An 18,511-nucleotide genomic window follows, 5' to 3' on the forward strand; every position below is an offset into this window, starting at 1 on the left:
GGCAGCACAAGCACCGCGCATCGCCGCGCAGGATCGGCGCATTGATGCACCCGTGGTGCAACTTATAAGGAGGCCCAACCATGAAACTAATCCTCACCTCCCTCGCCACCATCACCGCCGTGATGACCCTGCTCGTAAATGCAGCACTCGCCGCTGATCCGGCCGCTGTTGCCTCCGAATCCGCCACGAATTCTGTCTGCCCGATCAGCGGGAAGCCGGTTGATCCAGCGATCACTGCCGAATATGAGGGTTTGAAGTGGTCTTTTGCCAAAGAAGCCTGCAAAACGAAGTGGCTGAAGGCCCGTGAGGACAGCCTGTATCAGAAACTCGGCGGCAAGGTGGCCATTGATGCCGTGGTGGACGCGTTTTACGTCAAGGTGCTCGCCGACAAGCGGGTGAAGGATTTCTTTGCCGACGTGAGCATGGACAAGCAGCGCCGGAAACAGAAGGATTTCCTCAGCGCTGCCTTTGGCGGCCCTCTGCCTTGGACTGGCAAAGACATGCGCAAGGCGCACGAGGGCATGGGCCTCACCGAGGAGCACTTCAATGCCATCGCGGAGAATCTCGTGAGCACGCTGAAGGACTTCAAAGTGAAGCAGGAACTCATCGACCAGGTCGTGGCCATCGCGTTGACGACGAAGGATGATGTTTTGGGGCGTCCCAATAAGGCAAACTGAGAGCGGTCCATCTCTCAATTGTCATTCGACCGCCGCAGTCGGTGCATGGAGTCGCCCGCTGCGGCGGTTTCGTTGCCGACGAACAGCGTGGCTTTTGAATAGGCGAACGCGGATCACCGCTGCAATCTGCACCATGTGCACGCGTTTCATACCCATGAAGCACCTGTGGCTCGCCCTTTCCTCATTCGTCATTCTCCATTCGACATTCGCTGCACAGCAGCGTCCTAACATCCTCGTCATCCTCGTGGATGACATGGGATTCAGCGATCTCGGCTGCTACGGCAGCGAGATCCCGACACCGAATCTCGATGCGCTTGCGGCGGGCGGTGTGCGCTTCACGCAGTTTTACAACACGGCGCGGTGCAGCACGACACGCGCCGCGCTGATGACCGGTTTATATCCGCACCAGGCCGGCATGGGCTATCTCGATGGGTTGAAGCTGCCGGAGTCGAAAGGCACGCACGCAAAGCTCGATGACCGCTGTGTGACGATGGCGGAGGTGCTGGGCGCGGCGGGCTATCACACATCCATTGTCGGCAAATGGCATCTCGGGCAGCAAAACGGCACGCCGCCATGGGAACGCGGCTTTCAGCGCACGGCGACGACGCAGTTCGGCGAGCTCTATTTCCCCAAAGAACGCAGCAAAGACGCCTGCAAATGGGTTTACCTCGATGGACGCAAGGTCGCGGCCGATTCGCCGGAGGTCGGTGAAGGCGAGTGGTATTCCACCTTCATGTTCACGGACTGGGCGCTGAAATTCCTCGATGATGCCAAAGCGAGCGGGAAGCCCTTCTTCCAATACTTCGCCCATGGTGCGCCGCATTTCCCGCTGAAGGCCCCGCAGGACGTGATCGCGAAGTATCGCGGGAAATACAAGATCGGCTGGGACAAGCTGCGCGAGGCCCGGCATAAAAAACAGATCGAGCTCGGCATCGTCGATGCGAAATGGCCGCTCAGCCCGCGTCCGGCGGATGTGCCCGCGTGGGATTCACTCAGCGAGGAGGACAAGGACCGCTACGATCACCTCATGGCCATCTACGCGGCCATGCTCGACTGCGTGGATCAAAGCGTCGGCCGCATGATCGCTGGGCTGAAGGAGCGTGGACTGTATGAGAACACGCTCATCCTTTTCATGAGCGACAACGGCGGCAATGCCGAGGGCGGCCCGCGCGGCATCACGCAGGGCGAGGTGCTCGGCGGCCCGGACAGCAATGTTTTCCTCGGCATGACCTGGGCCACGCTGAACAACACACCCTTCCGTCGGTATAAGCACTTCACGCACGAAGGCGGCATCAGCTCGCCACTCATCGCGCATTGGCCCGCAGGCATTCCTGCGGAGCGAAATGGCAAGCTGGAGCACCAGCCCGCCCATCTCATCGACATCATGGCGACGGCCTGTGACGTGACCGGTGCGGTCTATCCAGCGGAGTTCAAAGGGCACAAGATTTTGCCCGCCGAAGGTCTTTCCCTGCTTCCTGCCATCCACGGCCAGCCGCTGCATCGCGTTAAGCCGATCTTCTGGATGCACGAGGGCAACTGCGCCGTGCGCACCGGGCCGTGGAAGCTCGTGAAGAAATTCAAAGGCCCGTGGGAGCTCTACAACATCGACGAGGACCGCACCGAGCAGCACGACATCATCACGAAATTCCCCGCCATGAGCCAGCACCTCATCCGCCAGTGGGAAGACTGGGCCGCCACGACCTTCGTCGATGAATGGATCGGCGATGTCCGCAACGACTGGGGCGAGGAGCACCGCCGTGAAGGTGAGGCGAAGAAGAAGATGCCAGCGAAAAATCCGTGAGCTACAAGGACGCCAATCACAGCCAAAGCCAACCTTACACCTCGCATGTCAGAACCCGTTGCCCTCCTTGAATCGCCATCTCCCAACGATAATGGCGTGGCCGTTGTGGAGCAGGATGAACGCGTGGCTTGTTTTTACCTGATGACAGAAATCGACGACGTAAAACGCATCCGGACATGCTGGGTGCGCAATCTTCAGACAGCACCCGATTCGCTCGATGTGGATGGAATGAGAGAGGGTGCGCCACCGATGATGCCAAAGCCCTACTGCAATCATCCCAATGGTTCATCGCCACTCGATGCGAGCAGTGTGAGAATCGTTTGGGCCGAAGAAGGAGATGCGGCTGCGCTATACGAGCGATCCGAACTCCTAGCAGTAATCCCGAGTTGGAGCGGCTCAAAGGAATTCGATGGTTTTGCGCGTGACTGCATCGGGGAGGGGCCTTTGGCGTGGGAATTGTCAGCCTCAAATGTCAGCCATGAACGCTATGCGATAGCAGATGACTACTGGCGGTCTTGGGACGACGAATCCTTATGGACCTCGTATCGTGATTCGTTGCTGCAAAGCCTTCAACAAGCGTTTGGTCAGCAAAGTCGCTACTTTGCCATCGATGGTGGAAAGTGGCCGCCAAAGGCTCTCGCTTGGTTCAACCACGGCTCACTGGCCGTTTTGAGTACGATTGCGGTCTCGATGCGGGCACAGCCTGCCGTCGAGCTTTCAGTAGAAGAGCCGTCTGCTTGTCGCCGGATTGAGCTGGGTGCCTGCCTCGACAACAACATCGGTGACGAAGCCATCAAATCCGTAGCCGCCTACATAAGTGGCCAGTCGGGCTTTCCATGGAGCCAGAATACTTGGCTCGGACACGGTCATACGCTTCCCTCAGATGTATTCGAGCAACTCTCCGGCGGAAGATTTTCTTTTGCGCTCCTCTCCAGCCGACATCCGGCCATCGCGCCTGTGGCATTGCCGGATTTTCGCGGTGATCCTGTTTCGGTCTTGTGGATGATCCCCATCAGCGCCCGAGAAAGAGAGTTAGCAGCCCAGAATGGGTCAGCAGCTTTATTGGAGCGGCTTTGGCAGCTCGAAGTCGCCTCAGTGACCGCATTTACGCGCCCCGAAGTAGCGTAATGGATACGGGGAGCACATTCGTGAGTCACTTCTCCAGCGACATCAGCTCGATCTTGCGAAACCACACCGGCTGGCCCTCGGCTTGCAGCGCGATGTGGCCGTAGCCAAGCTTCACATCGCCACCGGCGGCGGTGATGTCGCTCGCGGGTGCGATGGTGCAGGAGGGATCGAGTACCGGATGCTCGTAGCGCAGGACCTCGACGCCGTTGATGCGGTGAATGATCACGTCATGGCCGCGCACCTCCATTTCCGCCCGCACCCATTCCTCCGCGGGAAAGGTGGGCGAGTTCGATTTGGCGATGTGCTTGGTGAAAAGCTGCCCCTCCATCTCCACATGCGTGCCCGGCGTGCACAGATTGCCCGTCGGCCGCGGCCCTTTGCCCTCATCGGCGAGGAACTGCATCTCCAGGCTCGACGGGAAGCCTTGGTCGAAGCGCATGCTCTGCGGCGGCTGGGAGTGCAGCATCACGCCGCTGTTGAGGTTCACATACTTCGGCGCGTCGGCCATCATCGTGCCTGTGAAGCGATACTCCATGCGCAGGATGTAGTGCGAGTAGGCCAGGTTGGTGAAAAGGTGGCCATACTGCTGGTCGAACTTCTCGTAGCCATCGTAGCTCACCTTCAGGATGCCGTCCTCGACCCGAAACGTATTCGCAAAGTTCTCCCCCAGCGGCCTCTTCGCGATCTTGATCGTCCACCCGGTCAAATCCTTGCCATTGAAGAGCGGAATCCACTTCGTCTCCTCGGCGAAAGCAGTGGAGACGATGAATGCAAAAAGAGCGGCGAGGGCAGATCGGATCATGCACGCACCTTGTCGTGTGACTTGCCAAATCCAACCGGAAGATGGCCGGGTGTTCGGCGTTTAGCAGCCCTCCATGAAATGCTTTCTTTCTGTGCTCTTCTGTGTCCTCGGTGGTTTTCTTCAAGCCGCGGACAAGCCGAACATCGTCGTGATCCTCGTCGATGACATGGGCTTTGCCGATCTCGGCTGCTATGGCTCGGAGATTCCGACGCCGAACCTCGATGCGCTGGCGAAGGGCGGCGTGCGCTTCACGCAGTTCTACAACACCGGCCGCTGCTGCCCCACGCGTGCATCGTTGCTCACCGGCTTGTATTCGCATCAGGCCGGGGTGGGCCACATGACGACGGACAACGGCGTGCCCGGCTATCGCGGCAAGCTCAACGACTCGTGCGTGACCATCGCTCAGGTGCTGCAGCCCGCCGGTTACTTCACGGCGATGACTGGCAAATGGCACGTCGGGCACGAGCCGGGCGTCTATCCGAAGGATCGCGGCTTTGATCGCTCGCTGAATGCCGCGGCGGGCGGCTTTTACTTCGCCGGAGGCGACAAGGCGAAGGCCAAGCTCTTTCTCAACGGCGAATCGATCGCCAACGACGACCCGCGTCTGCCGAAGGACTGGTATTCCACCGATCTGTGGACAACGTTTGGACTCAAGTTCATCGACGAAGCGCTCGCAGCGAAGAAGCCGTTTTACCTGCACCTGTGCCACAACGCGCCACACTTCCCGCTGCAAGCACCGGCCGACGCGATCGCCAAGTTTCGCGGCAAATACAAAGAAGGTTGGGGAGCGCTGCGCGATGCCCGCATTCAGCGCCAGCGTGACATGGGCCTCATCGATGCTGCGTGGGAAAAAGCACCGCGCCCGCCCACCATCCAAGTGTGGAAAGATCATACACCGGAGGAGCAGGGCCGCTTTGACCATCTCATGGCCGTGTATGCCGCCACGGTGCATCGCATGGACCAGGCCATCGGCGACCTCGTGAACGGCCTCAAAGACCGCGGCGTGCTCGAAAACACACTGATCCTCTTCATGAGCGACAACGGCGGCAACGCCGAGTCCGGCCCCAAAGGCCGCATCGACGGCGATCCGACCCAGGCCGCGTCAAACTGGTTCTGCGGCGAAAGCTGGGCCTTTCTGGAAAACGCCCCCTTCCGCAAATACAAGCACTACAACCACGAAGGCGGCATCGCCACGCCGCTCATCGCGCACTGGCCGGCGGGGATGAAGACAGGGAGACCATCAGACCATGAGACAGGGAGACTGGCTCACACGCCTGCCCACCTCATCGACATCATGGCGACCTGCGTCGATGTCGGCGGCGCCAGCTATCCCAAAGAGCACAACGGCCACGCCATCACGCCGATGGAAGGCACTTCACTCAAACCGCTCCTCGTCTCCCCATCTGAAAGTCCACCCATCTCCCGGTCTCTCTTCTGGGAGCACGAAGGGAACGCCGCCGTGCGTCACGGCGACCTGAAACTCGTGCGCACCGGCCGAAACGGCCCGTGGGAGCTCTACGATCTCAAAGCCGACCGCACCGAGCAACACGACCTCGCCACCGCTCAGCCAGACAAGGTGAAGGAACTCGTCGCCGAATGGCAAAAGTGGGCCGAACGCGCCCATGTGGTGCCTTATCCGGGCGAAGGCAAAGCGACGAAGGGCAAAGGCAAAAAGAAAGCTGCGAACTGATCATGAAACACCTTATGCTCATCCTCCTCGCTCTTTGCCCCACGCTCTTTGCCGTGGAGAAGCCGGACATCGTCGTTTTTTTCTCCGATGACCACGGTCAGCTCGATTCGACACCTTATGGTTCAAAAGAGGTTCGCACACCGAACCTGCAGCGGCTTGCGGATGCCGGGATGACCTTCACGCATGCGTTCGTCGCATCACCGGCCTGCGCGCCGAGCCGTTCAGCGATGCTCACGGGCCTCATGCCGGCGCGAAACGGGGCGGAGGCGAATCACACCTTCAAGCGGGATGACGTGGCCTCGCTGCCGGAGGTGATGAGGAAGCTTGGCTATCTTACGGCGGCCTTCGGCAAGGTGGCGCACGGGAAAGACGGGGCGCGGCACGGTTTCGACGTGGTCGATGAGCGTCACGACGCGGCTTTTGTGGAGAAATTTCTCCTCGAACGCGACAAGTCTAGGCCGCTTTGCCTTTGCGTGGGCACGCACGAGCCGCATGTGCCGTGGGACCATCTCGAAGGCTACGATCCGGCCAAGGTCACGCTGCCCGCGAACTTCGTGGACACGCCGCAGACGCGTGACTACCGCGCTCGCTACTACACGGACATCACGCTGGCAGACACGCAGCTCGGCCAGGTGATGGATCTGGCGAAGAAACACCTCGTCCCGGCGAACACACTGCTCATCTACACCAGCGATCACGGCGGCCAATGGCCCTTTGGCAAATGGAACCTCTACGACACCGGCACACGCGTGCCCTTCCTCGCCGCGTGGCCGGGCGTGATCAAACCAGGAGGCAGAACCGATGCGATGATCCAGTGGATCGATCTCTGGCCCACGCTCATCGCAGCCGCCGGCGGCGAGGTGCCGGCGGGCATCGACGGACGCTCGTTTTTGCCCGTGCTGCGCGGTGGATCAGCCGCGCATCGCGACTCCATCTACACCACGCACAGCGGCGATGGCGAGATGAACGTGTATCCCATCCGCAGCCTGCGTACGGCGGACTGGAAGCTCATCCTCAATCTGCATCCCGAGTTCGCGCACAGCACGCACATCGACAAATCGCCAAAGATCACCAGCGGCCTTGCCTACTGGCGGTCGTGGTTCGAGAAGGCGCAAACGGATCCGGCGGCCGCGGCCATCGTGAGGCGGTATCACGAACGTCCCGAGGTCGAGCTTTACGATTTGCATGCCGATCCCACCGAGCAGCGCAATCTCGCAGCCGACCCGGCTCAAGCCGGACGTGTGAAGCAGATGCGCGGGCAGCTCGAGGCCTGGATGTGCGCGCAAAACGACCGGCGCACTGTTTTCAACACGCCCCGCCTGCTCAGCGATCCCGCATCCTCTCGGCCCACCACAGACAAGGACAGCCCGCCCTTGAAGAAGGGTAAAAAATCCGGCAACTGATCTCCCATGCGATTCTTGGCCTGCCTCCTGTTCCTCCTTGGCTCCTCGCTCTCCAGCGTCGCGCGGCCGAACTTCGTCATGGTCTTCATCGACGACATGGGCTGGGGTGATTTTTCGTGCTTCGGGAACAAGGACGCGAAGACTCCAAATATCGACCGCATCGCGGCGGAGGGGATCCGCTTCGAGCAGTTTCATGTGAACTCGCCCATCTGCTCGCCCTCGCGCTGCGCGCTGACGACGGGGCAGTATCCGCAACGCTGGCGGATCCATTCCTATCTCAACAACCGCGCCGACAACGAGCGTCGCGGTTGTGCGCAGTGGCTCGACCCGAAAGCGCCGACATTGGCACGCATGCTTCAACAAAACGGCTATGCCACCGGCCACTTCGGCAAATGGCATCTCGGCGGCCAGCGCGATGTCGATGACGCACCACCGATCACCGCGTATGGTTTTGACGAATCCCTCACCAACTTCGAAGGCATGGGGCCCAAGCTGCTGCCGCTGACGATGAAGCCTGGCGACAGCGAGCCTGGCAAAATCTGGGCCGATGCAGAGCGTCTCGGCAAGCCGGTGACGTGGATGCAGCGCTCAAAGATCACCAGCGGCTTTATAGACGCGGCGATTCCGTTCATCGACAAAGCGGTGGCGGGAAAGAAACCGTTTTTCGTCAATTTATGGCCCGATGACGTGCATGGTCCATGGTGGCCGCCGACGGATAAATGGGCCCAAGGCAAACGCGGTCTCTATCTCTCCGTCCTCGAAGAGATGGACCGCCAGTTCGGCCATCTCTTTGATTACTTGCGCTCAAACCCTGAACTCCGCGACAACACGCTTCTGCTCATCTGCTCCGACAATGGCCCCGAACCTGGCGCAGGCAGCGCAGGGCCGTTTCGCGGCAGCAAGACGACGCTTTACGAAGGCGGCACCCGCTCGCCGCTCATCGTTTGGGGACCGGGCTTGATCGACAAGGCCAAAGCAGGCTCCGTGAACACGAAATCCATCTTCGCCGCCTTCGATCTCGCACCATCGCTGCTCTCCATCGCGAAGATCGAAGCCAAAGACATTGCCTTTGACGGCGAAGACATCGCGCCCGCTCTCCTTGGCCAAAAAGAGGTCTCGCGTCGTGCGCCGATCTTCTGGCGTCGTCCGCCGGATCGTAAAACGGCCTCCCCAGCGTTGCCGGAACGGCTTCCCGACCTCGCCATGCGAGATGGCCGTTGGAAGCTGCTCTGCGAATACGATGGCACAAAACCGCAGCTCTACGACTTGGACAAGGATCGTGGCGAAAGCACCAATCTCGCCGCGCAGCAGTCCGAACTCGTCACCCGGATGACGCAGGCGCTTCTCGCCTGGCACCAGTCCATGCCGCCGGACAACGGGCCGGCCCTCGGTGCCGCGCAGCCAAAGAAAAAGAAGAAATGACAAAGCACGCGGTGCATTGCGTTTGTTGCCTCGTCATGCGCATTGCTATTTTATCGCTCGCCATCTTTCCCTCTATGCTCTTCGCCGAAAAAGTCGGCCCGTGGGATCTCGCGGTTCTCAAAAACAACGTGCCGGCGATGAAGTGGGTGACGCAGGATCAGCCGATTCACTCGCTGACGTATGCCGGTGAGAAATACCAAGGCCATGACACGGAAGTGTTCGCGTTTTATGCCTCGCCAATCACCGTCGGCGATGCCAAACCGGGCAAGAAGTTCCCCGGCGTGGTGCTTATCCATGGTGGAGGTGGCACCGCCTTCGCCGACTGGGTGCATTTGTGGACGAAACGCGGCTACGCGGCGATCGCGATGGATTTGAACGGCTCGCGTCCGCCCGATCCTGAATTCGACCCGAAAACCGGCATGGCCATCGGCAACGGTCATCGTGGCGAGCGGAAGCGACTGCCGAATGGAGGTCCGCCGCATGGTCATCCTGAAAAGTTCGACTGCATCAACACGCCTGACACCAGTGACGACTGGCCGTTCCACGCCGCGGCAAGCGTGATGCGCGCGCACACGCTGCTGCGCAGCTTTCCTGAAGTCGATGCGGAGCACACCGCGGTCACGGGCATCAGTTGGGGTGGCTACACGACCTGCCTCGTTGCGTCGCTCGATGATCGCTTCAAAGCCGCCGTTCCGGTTTACGGTTGCGGCTTCCTCCACGAAGGCGAATCCGTGCAGAAGCCCAGCATCGACAAGCTCGACCCTGAGCATCGCGCTTTGTGGGTGAAGGAATACGACCCCGGCAGCCTGCTGCCGCGTTGCCGTGTTCCGATCTTCTTCGTGAACGGCACGAACGACGTCCATTACGTGCTCGACAGCTACATGAAGAGCTACAACGTCGTGCCCGGCGAAAAGCACCTCCGCATCCAGGTGAAGATGCCGCATGGCCATCCACCCGGATGGGCACCGCAGGAGATCGGCATGTTCATTGACGAGAAATGCGGTCGTCTGGAGCCCGTCGTCGGTTCCAAAGACCGTGTGATGATCCAAAGATCTCTGCCAGAGATCGGCGCACCGAAGATCAATGGCGATGCGATCGAGGTGGTATCCTCATTGATGAATGGGAAGCTGAAAAAAGCCGAATTGATCTATACGAGTGACATCGGCCTGCGCTCCAAGAGAGCCTGGCAGACGATCGAGGCCAGATTTGTTGAAACCGGATGGAATGGGAGCGGGCCGAACATGTCCATCACTTACCACATCACCGCCCCGAAACCGCCCGCTGACGCGAATACCTGGTTCATTAACGTCACGGATGAACGCGGCGCGATGGTGAGCACACCGGTGCAATTCAGCCCGTGATCCGCGTTTCAGCGCGCCCATGATACGCGCATGCTTCTTTCTTTTCGTAGTTTGTTCTGTGCTCACCGCTTGGGCAGAATTCAAGCCGCTCTTCACCACGACGGATGACATCAAGGCCGTGCCGATGAAGCAGCCTCGGTGGGTAACCGAGGCTTTTTTGCCCCGACGCGACTGCCAGTCGAATTCACACCAAATCTGCCCGCGTGAACGCGGCGACGACGGGGTAGCCGGCGCTTTCAATGGCTTCGCGGCCACCTTCGTCGCGATCGACGAGGATGAGGGCGAAGGCGACCTTGCCGCCTTCCTGCTCGATGGCCTCGATGGCTTTCAACGTGGAGCCGCCAGTGGTGATGACGTCATCGACGACGACGACGGGCTGGTCGGTGATGAAGTTGCCCTCGATGCGTTTGCCGCGTCCATGGCCTTTGGGCTCCTTGCGCACGACGAAGGCTTGCACGGGCTTTGCATCGCCCGCCATGCTGGAACTCATCGCCACGGCGAGCGTGATCGGGTCCGCGCCCATGGTCAAACCGCCGAGCGAGCCGATGCTGAGGCCGCGTTTGGCCTCTTCTTTGCGCAAGAGGTCATGCAGCACGCGACCGACGAGCACCGCACCGCGTGAATCGAGCGTGGTGACGCGGCAATCGACATAGAGATCGCTCTCCTTGCCGGAGGCGAGGGTGAATTTGCCGGTCTTGACGGACTTGGACTTCAAAATCTGGCGGAGTTCTTCGCGGTCTTGCTGGAGGGACATGGTGCGGCGGATGATTGGAGTGGTGGATTGATGGATGAGTGTCAGGCGGCGGCTTCCGTGGCGGTTTCGCCTTCCGGTTTGGGTTCTTCCGCCGGTACGACGCCCTCGACGGTCAAGGTGACGCCGACGGCTTTCGCGGCTTCCACGGCTGGGCCGCCGAAGGCGAGGATGGTGGCGACTTCCTCCTGGATCTGCGCGACTTCGTCGAGTTTGAGCTCGGGATCGCGCACGATGAAGATTTCGCCGGTCTTTTTGTTTTCGTAGAAGAGCATCTTCGCGCCATCGACCTCCTTTTCGGCGGTCTGCACGATCTGACGCTTACGCTCGAGCATGAGCGCGAGGATGTAGCGGGCGTTTTCGGTCATGGGATCGCCTTCCTCGATGAAGCGCTGCAGGAGATCCTGCGCGCTTTCCTTGGGCGCGATCTCAGGTTTTGCCTCGACGATCACCTTTTGGTAAATCGTCTTCCAGGAGGCGACGGGCTTGCGCTCCTCGATTTCCTGCTTCCATGCCTCGTTGCACACATCGCGGCGGATGTAGCCGTTTTCCTGCGGATCAAAATAGATGGCGGTGTGGAAGCTCTCACCGTCCTCGAAGGGACGGCCGGTGAGGGCGCATTCATGGGCGCGGCTGCGGATGGACCAGTTTTGCTGCATGAAATCTTTCTATGAGTCTGCGGATTCAGGTTTCAAGCCTCAAGTGGCGGGAGTGCCGGCGGCTCGGTTGCGCGGGCGCATGACCCTGGGGCGCGCCTGTTTGAGCAGAGACTTGAACGAGGGGAGATCACGGTTCTGCGAACGATACTGGAAGAGCACCCAGCCCAGCGCACCAAAGAGCAGGTGGGGCATCCAGACGGTCAGCCAGGAGGGGAGGTGGCCGCCTTTGCCGAGGTTGAGGAAGAGATTGTTCACGAACATGAAGATGAAAAAGATGAAGACACTGGCGGCGATGCCGCCGACCGAGCCGCGGCGCGAGTAGGCCACGCCTAATGGCGCCGCCACGAGCACGAGCGCGAACGCCTGCCATGGCAGGGCAAAGCGATGCCAGAAGTGCGTGCGGAAGGGGGCGAGCTTGTCATCCGCCGCCTTGGGATAGGCCTGGAGGTAGGAGATGATCTCCGGCACGCTCATGAAGTCAGCGCGCAAGGCATAGCTGACGATGCTCCACGGGGTTTCATTGATGCCGGGCTCCTCAAGCACATGCTGGCCGTCTTTGCGGGCGGGGAAGGGGCGGATCTCGCTCACGCTGCCGTTTCGGTAGATCATCTCGCGTCCGTCAAAGAAGCGCCAGCCGCCCGCTGGAGTCCACGCCGCGGCCGGGGCGATGATGGTGCGTGCGGGCGTGCCGTCGGCGTTTTCCTCGCGCACCTGCACACCGCGCATGCGCTCGCGTCCGCTGCGCAGGGAGAAGGGGAAGGAGGCCGCGAACCAGGTGCGACGCGTCTGCTCGTTGCGGAACATGATGGCGGAGGCCATGATGGAATCCGCGCCTTTTTCCACCAAGGCGCGAACCACGGCCTTGCGGTTGCCTTCCGCACGCGGAGCCCAGTAGTAATTCGCCGCGAGGCTCAAGACCGAAGAGTAGGCGGTACAGAGGAAAACTGGTCGTAGCACCTGCGCCAGGCTTTGGCCAACTCCGAGCATGGATATCAGCTCGTTGGCACGTGACATGCGGGTCAGCGCATACAATACCGCGAGCAGCAGCGCCACAGGCATCACCGTGACGTAAATGTAGGGCAGCAGGCCAAGATAAAAGCCCAGCACATCCCCGAAGCTGGACTTTGCCTGCTGGAAGTCCTTCAGGTTGTCGAGCAGATCCATGATGATCCAGAGCGAACAGAAGGAGACGAAGCAAAACAGCAGCGGATGAAGGAAGGTGCGCAGCGTGTAGCGTTCCAGGATGGATGTCTTGCGGTAGTATTGCAGCGCGAAGGGCATGGAGCCGACCGCCAGCGCGATGAACACCAGCTTGAATGCAAACGCCACCGGCGCGGGAGGCTCACCCATCTCCGTCATGTTGGCGTGCGCGATGTAGTCCACCAGTTCGCTCGCGATGGCCCACAAGGCGATGGAGCCCGAAGCGATGCTGACCGGCGCCATGAGGCGCGTCAAATTCCCCCAGCGCCGCCAGATGACGATGAGCAGCAGCGGCACACCGATGGAAACCCATAGGTTCAGGTAGGGCAGTATGCTGGAGAGCACGAGCACGGCCTTTGGCAGCGTGATCTGGGCCTGGCGCGCCTGCAGGATGGCCTCGCCAGCCACATCATCAGGGTGAGTGCGGTGCCAGCCCATCGCAATCGCCACCACCAGAAACACAATGGCGAGGCCAAACAAGCTGCGCCCCACATAGGGGAGGTCTCGCGCCTTTTGCCAGGCTTGGATCAATTGTTGCAGCCGCTGCTTCATGCCGGGGGAGCGGCGAGAGTCGGCCAGAGCATCAGAGGCGTCAAGGCTGCGCGGCCCTCACGGCAAAAAGAAGCCCGGAGCTGCATGCTCCGGGCTTCCTACGAGAACACTGGTTGATTGTCCGATCAGTTCACGTCGAGGCAGACGCCCTCGACGGTGCTGCGGGCGAAGATTTTGCCGTTGGCGAGGATCGGATAGCTCCAAACCTTGCCTTCGAGCACGTCCTTGCGGGCGACTTCCTTATACTTCTCGGGATTGGCCTCGACGACGACGATCTCGCCTTTGTCGCTGGTGGCGATGATTTTGTCGCCGGCAAGAATGACCTGGCCGGGACCGAAGCCCTTTTCCGCCCACTTGTCCTCGCCGGTGCGGATGTCCACGCAGGCCAGCGGACCGGCGCCGTATTCCTTGAAGCTGAACATGCCGTAAAGGTAACCGTCTTTGACGACCGGTGTGCTCCAGTGGTTGAAGCACTGATTTTCACGACGCCAGATCTGCGTGGCTTCAAGCTTGCCGCCGTTTTTGGCAAGCTTGAACGCACCGGCGCCCACGCCGTAGCCTGCGGAGCAATAAACGATGTCGCCAAACACGACCGGAGAAGCGGCGGTGCTGACTTTGTAGGGGAAGTCGGCGCGCCAGAGCACTTCGCCGCTCTGCGGTTTCACGCCGACGAGGCCTTTCTGCGTGAAGAAGATGGCCTGATGCACACCGAGGATGTCCGCGAGGACCGGCGTTGCGTGGGTCATTTTGTCGTCCTCGCCCTTCCACACGACATTGCCGGTGTTTTTGTCGAGGCCGAGCAGCGCCTCGCCCGCGCCTCCGCCTGCGAGCATGAGGATGTCTCCGTCGATGAGAGGAGACGCGGCGTTGTGCCATTTGATCTGCACGCCGGCGTTGTCCTTCATCACGTCGTGCTTCCAAACCTCCTTGCCGGTGGCCGCGTCGAAGCAGAACACGCCGAGCATCGAGTCAATGACATACACTTTGCCGCCATCGATCACCGGAGTGCTGCGGGAGCCGTCGCCGCCTTTGTTGTCAGGCGTGCCGGCGTCGCCGCCGCCGTCGTATTTGGCGATCACAGAGAGGGGCTTGCTCCAAAGCTGTTTGCCGGTCTTCTCATCAAGGCAGACGAGCAATTCTCCCGTGTTGCCATCTGTTTCGCCTGTGACCAGCGTGTAAGCCTTGCCACCTGCGACGGCGAAGCTGCTGAAGCCGAGGTTGGTGGGCGATTTCCAGACTTCCTTGAGGCTCCATTTCGCGCCTGTGAGGGCGGGGACGATGCCGTTGCCAGAAGGGCCGCGGAATTTGGCCCAGTCGGTGGTGTCAGCGGAGAAAGCGGCCGTGGCGAGCGCCAGACCGAGTGCGGTGGTGAGGTGGGTGCGTGTCATGATAAGAAAATGATGTGCGGGTGAACGGGGGTGAAAACAGTGGTTTTGCAGCGCAGATACAAGAAGACCGCAGGGAAGGTCATTTTTAGCCAAATCCTCCGCGGTCTTCCAAATGCTGCGTTTTGACGTTTATTCGACCGGACGACGCGAGCGCGGTTCACGCGTTACGGTATCGCCGCAGCCAGCGCTGGTGACGAAGGGACCATCGGCCATCGGGGCGGTTTTGGTGAAGCCGACATCGGGCATGTCGCTGGGCTTGCCTTCGAGCGGGAAATCCTTCCGCAGGGGGAAGAAGGGATAGCCTTCCCACATCAGGATGCGGCGCAGGTCGGGGTGACCGCTGAATTTGATGCCCATCATGTCGTAAACCTCGCGCTCGTGCCAATTGGCGGTCGGCCAGATGTCGCTGACGGTGGGAACTTCGACATCCTCGGCCACAGCGGCCCGCACGCGGAGGTGCTGGTGGTGTCCGTAGCCGTAAAGCTCATACACCATCTCAAAACGTGGCTCTTTGCCCATGTAATCGAGGCTGGAGACATCAACGAGGTAATCGAAGGCCAGCTCGTCGCGGCAGTATTTCAGCAGCGGCTTGGCGCCTTCGAGCGTGACGACAAGCGTGTGCTCGCCGCGGAACTCCTTCGTTTCGAGCACGGCCGAGCCGAATTTCTGTTTGAGGGCTTCAACCATCTGGGCGGCGTTCATGGCAGGAAAATCAGGCGGTGAGTTCGGCGATCAACTCCTTCTTCTGCTCCACAAAGGAATGCTCGGTCTCGATCTTGTGCTGGAGGCGCATGAGGCCTTCGAGGAGCGCCTCAGGGCGGGGAGGGCAGCCGGAGATGTAAACGTCCACCGGGATGATTTGATCCACGCCCTGAAGCACGGCGTAGCTGCGATACATGCCGCCACTGCTGGCGCAGGCACCCATGGCGATGCACCACTTTGGCTCCGGCATCTGATCCCAGATGCGCTTCACGGCGAGAGCCATTTTGTAGGTCACGGTGCCGGCCACGATCATCACGTCGGCCTGACGGGGGGAAAAACGCATGACCTCCATGCCGAAGCGGCTCAAATCGTAGCGGCTGCACGCAGCGGCCATCATTTCGATGGCGCAGCACGCGAGGCCCATCGGCATCGGCCACATGGAGTTCTTGCGCATCCAGTTGATGGCGGCGTCGAGCTTCGTGAAAATGACATTGCCCTCGACCTTCGAGTCGTAGGCTGCGAGCGTGGCGTCTGCGGGGGCGACCATAGGTGTCAGAGTATATTGGGGCGTCGAGAATTACGCGCCGTGGGAAGGAGCGGCAAACAGATTGTGAATCTTTTCACAAAGGGGGGATTGGAGAAGCTCAAAGGCCTCGAGAGTCATCTTCGACATCTGCTCTAGAGAACGCCGGCTGCTTCGTCTGCTGATTCGGTCATTAAGAAGTGCGCTGGCGTGATCTGAGCGCTGGCGTTTCCGCCAAGCGGAGAAAAGGACACAAGGCCCCGTGTACACCGAGATCGCCAAAGTGCCAAGTGACAGCCCAATTGTGCCATTTTCTGGCACTTAGGCGGTGTTTCCAAGTGGGTGGCACTTTGAGTCAAAATGCTGCATGCCTTGCAAATCAAGGCTTCCAGCGCCGTGAAGGCCACTTGGCACGGCTCTAGCCAAGGAAAAGGCACCAAAACCTCCAGTTCCACCTTTTCCCCCAACCGATATATCATGAGCAAAATCCTCGGCATTGACCTCGGCACCACGAATTCCTGCATGGCCGTCCTCGAAGGCGGCAAGGCCGTGGTCCTCGAAAACAGCGAAGGCGCCCGCACCACGCCTTCCGTCGTCGCTTTCACGAAGAGCGGCGAACGCGTCGTGGGTCAGGCCGCGAAGCGCCAGGCCGTCACGAACCCGCGCAACACCGTCTTCTCCGTGAAGCGCCTCATGGGCCGCAAGTTCGCGGAACTTACCGAGGCGGACAAGCGCATGCCTTACAAGATCGTCCCCGCCAGCAATGGCGACGCGCATGTGCAGGTTGAAGTCGGCGGCGAGACCAAAACCTACTCGCCGCAGGAAGTCAGCGCGATGATCCTTTCGAAGCTGAAGGCCGATGCCGAGGCGAAGCTGGGTGAAACGATCACCGAGGCCGTCATCACCGTGCCGGCTTACTTCAACGACAGCCAGCGCAATGCCACCAAGGCCGCCGGCGAGATCGCGGGACTGAATGTGCGCCGCATCATCAATGAGCCCACCGCGGCTTCGTTGGCCTACGGCCTTGAGTCGAAGAGCGACGAAAAGATCGCCGTGTATGACCTTGGCGGCGGCACCTTCGACATCAGCGTGCTCGAAATTGGCGACGGCGTCTTCGAAGTGCTCGCTACCGATGGCGACACTCACCTCGGCGGCGACGACTGGGACAACACGCTCATCACTTGGATCGTGAACGAGTTCAAAAGTGACAGCGGCATCGACCTCAGCGGCCAGCCGGACGCGCTCCAGCGCATCAAGGAAGAGGCTGAGAAGGCGAAGATCGCCCTCAGCTCCAGCCAGAGCTACGATTTGAACCTGCCCTTCATCACCGCCGACGCCACCGGGCCGAAGCACATCATGAAGACGCTCACCCGCGCCAAGATGGAGCAGCTCTGCGACAGCCTGTTTGAGCGCACCATGAAGCCCGTGCGTGATTGCCTTGCTGCGGCCAAGCTTGATGCCTCCAAGATCGACGAACTCGTGCTCGTCGGTGGCATGACCCGCATGCCAAAGGTCGTCGAGACCGCAAAGAAGCTCGCTGGCAAAGATCCGCATCAGGGCGTGAATCCGGACGAAGTCGTCGCCATCGGCGCAGCCATTCAGGGCGGCGTTTTGAAGGGCGATGTGAAGGACGTGCTCCTGCTCGATGTGACCCCGCTCACGCTCGCCATCGAGACCGCCGGCGGCGTCGCCACGCCGATGATCGCCCGCAACACGACGATCCCGAAGAAGCACAGCCAAATCTTCTCCACCTACGCCGACCAGCAGCCTGGCGTCGAAATCGTCGTCCTTCAGGGCGAGCGCCCGATGTCCCGCGACAACAAAACGCTCGGCACCTTCAAGCTCGACGGCATCCCGCCGATGCCGCGCGGCGTGCCGCAGATCGAGGTCACCTTTGACATCGACGCGAATGGCATCCTCCACGTCTCCGCGAAGGAAAAGACCACCGGCAAAGAGCAGAAAATCTCCATCCAGGGCAGCTCCGGCCTCAGCAATGAGGAGATCGAGAAGGCCAAGCGCGATGCCGAGGAGCACGCCGAGGAAGACCGCAAGCGCAAGGAAGGCGTCGAAGTGAAGAACAAGGCCGACAGCCTCAGCTACGAGATCGAGAAGACGATGAAGGAGTGGGAGGGCAAGGTCCCCGCCGAGCAACTCGCCCCCATCACCGAAAAACTCGCCTCCCTGAAGAGCTCCATCGAAGCCAACGACACCGACGCGATGAAGGCCAAGACCGAGGAGATCGAAAAACTCTTCGCCGCCGCCTACCAAGCCGCTGCCGCCGCAGGCGCCGGTGCTCCCGGTGGCATGCCCGACATGGGTGGCGCAGGCCCCGATGTCGCCGCCGCCGAGCCGAAGTCCCAAGACAAAGGCAAGGTCGTCGATGCCGACTTCGAAGTCGTGGACAAGGACAAGTAATCCAACCTATCCCAAGGAGCGCCGATAACGCCGTCGG

15 protein-coding genes are annotated in these 18,511 nt (G+C 60.6%); 8 read left to right on the top strand and 7 right to left on the bottom strand.

What is annotated here, in order from left to right; genetic code table 11:
* Positions 1–80 precede the first annotated feature (80 nt).
* The 3 genes from ACILSE_RS05240 to ACILSE_RS05250 all read left to right on the top strand — a co-directional run bounded on the left by ACILSE_RS05240 (position 81) and on the right by ACILSE_RS05250 (position 3,606).
* Positions 81–677 (top strand): hypothetical protein, encoded by a 597-nt coding sequence (locus ACILSE_RS05240; protein ID WP_395716309.1) that lies wholly within the window; start codon positions 81–83, stop codon positions 675–677.
* Positions 678–831: 154 nt separating this feature from the next.
* The gene (locus tag ACILSE_RS05245; protein WP_395716310.1) at positions 832–2,478 is read left to right on the top strand and encodes an arylsulfatase; all 1,647 of its coding nucleotides are present in this window, start codon (positions 832–834) and stop codon (positions 2,476–2,478) included.
* A 45-nt stretch (positions 2,479–2,523) separates the two neighbouring features.
* Entirely contained in the window at positions 2,524–3,606 is a 1,083-nt protein-coding gene (locus tag ACILSE_RS05250) for a suppressor of fused domain protein (protein WP_395716311.1), read from the top strand.
* A gap of 25 nt (positions 3,607–3,631) precedes the next feature.
* On the opposite strand, the gene ACILSE_RS05255 is transcribed toward ACILSE_RS05250, so the two are convergent.
* Positions 3,632–4,408: a DUF1080 domain-containing protein gene (locus ACILSE_RS05255; RefSeq protein WP_395716312.1), complete on the bottom strand. Its 777-nt coding sequence runs from the start codon at positions 4,406–4,408 to the stop codon at positions 3,632–3,634.
* Between the two features lie 73 nt (positions 4,409–4,481).
* On the opposite strand from ACILSE_RS05255, the gene ACILSE_RS05260 reads away from it, so the two are divergent.
* From ACILSE_RS05260 to ACILSE_RS05275, 4 genes are all read left to right on the top strand, one after another.
* Positions 4,482–6,098 carry an arylsulfatase gene (locus ACILSE_RS05260; RefSeq protein WP_395716313.1) on the top strand — a complete coding sequence of 539 codons (1,617 nt, stop codon included), beginning with the start codon at positions 4,482–4,484 and terminating at the stop codon, positions 6,096–6,098.
* A 2-nt stretch (positions 6,099–6,100) separates the two neighbouring features.
* Complete coding sequence (locus ACILSE_RS05265; protein WP_395716314.1) at positions 6,101–7,501, top strand: sulfatase; 1,401 nt, start codon at positions 6,101–6,103, stop codon at positions 7,499–7,501.
* A gap of 6 nt (positions 7,502–7,507) precedes the next feature.
* Positions 7,508–8,923, top strand: coding sequence for a sulfatase (locus ACILSE_RS05270; protein ID WP_395716315.1), 1,416 nt, complete (start codon positions 7,508–7,510; stop codon positions 8,921–8,923).
* A 74-nt stretch (positions 8,924–8,997) separates the two neighbouring features.
* The gene (locus ACILSE_RS05275) at positions 8,998–10,284 is read left to right on the top strand and encodes an alpha/beta hydrolase family protein (RefSeq protein ID WP_395716316.1); all 1,287 of its coding nucleotides are present in this window, start codon (positions 8,998–9,000) and stop codon (positions 10,282–10,284) included.
* Positions 10,285–10,468: 184 nt separating this feature from the next.
* Here the strand turns inward: ACILSE_RS05275 and pyrE are convergent, their stop codons facing one another.
* The 6 genes from pyrE to nuoB form a co-directional block, all read right to left on the bottom strand.
* Positions 10,469–11,038 carry an orotate phosphoribosyltransferase gene (gene pyrE / locus ACILSE_RS05280; RefSeq protein ID WP_395716317.1) on the bottom strand — a complete coding sequence of 190 codons (570 nt, stop codon included), beginning with the start codon at positions 11,036–11,038 and terminating at the stop codon, positions 10,469–10,471.
* A gap of 41 nt (positions 11,039–11,079) precedes the next feature.
* A complete protein-coding gene (locus tag ACILSE_RS05285; protein ID WP_395716318.1) occupies positions 11,080–11,694 on the bottom strand; it encodes a hypothetical protein in 615 nt (204 codons plus the stop codon).
* 39 nt (positions 11,695–11,733) lie between these two features.
* Positions 11,734–13,446 carry an LptF/LptG family permease gene (locus ACILSE_RS05290; RefSeq protein WP_395716319.1) on the bottom strand — a complete coding sequence of 571 codons (1,713 nt, stop codon included), beginning with the start codon at positions 13,444–13,446 and terminating at the stop codon, positions 11,734–11,736.
* 125 nt (positions 13,447–13,571) lie between these two features.
* Positions 13,572–14,834 carry a PQQ-binding-like beta-propeller repeat protein gene (locus ACILSE_RS05295; protein WP_395716320.1) on the bottom strand — a complete coding sequence of 421 codons (1,263 nt, stop codon included), beginning with the start codon at positions 14,832–14,834 and terminating at the stop codon, positions 13,572–13,574.
* A 129-nt stretch (positions 14,835–14,963) separates the two neighbouring features.
* A complete protein-coding gene (locus ACILSE_RS05300) occupies positions 14,964–15,536 on the bottom strand; it encodes an NADH-quinone oxidoreductase subunit C (protein ID WP_395716321.1) in 573 nt (190 codons plus the stop codon).
* A gap of 10 nt (positions 15,537–15,546) precedes the next feature.
* Positions 15,547–16,083, bottom strand: a complete 537-nt coding sequence (gene nuoB / locus ACILSE_RS05305; protein ID WP_395716322.1) for an NADH-quinone oxidoreductase subunit NuoB — start codon at positions 16,081–16,083, stop codon at positions 15,547–15,549.
* Between the two features lie 453 nt (positions 16,084–16,536).
* On the opposite strand from nuoB, the gene dnaK reads away from it, so the two are divergent.
* Positions 16,537–18,474: a molecular chaperone DnaK gene (dnaK, locus tag ACILSE_RS05310; RefSeq protein WP_395716323.1), complete on the top strand. Its 1,938-nt coding sequence runs from the start codon at positions 16,537–16,539 to the stop codon at positions 18,472–18,474.
* Positions 18,475–18,511 lie beyond the last annotated feature (37 nt).

This window comes from Prosthecobacter sp. (genome assembly GCF_044236155.1).
Lineage (GTDB): Bacteria > Verrucomicrobiota > Verrucomicrobiia > Verrucomicrobiales > Verrucomicrobiaceae > Prosthecobacter.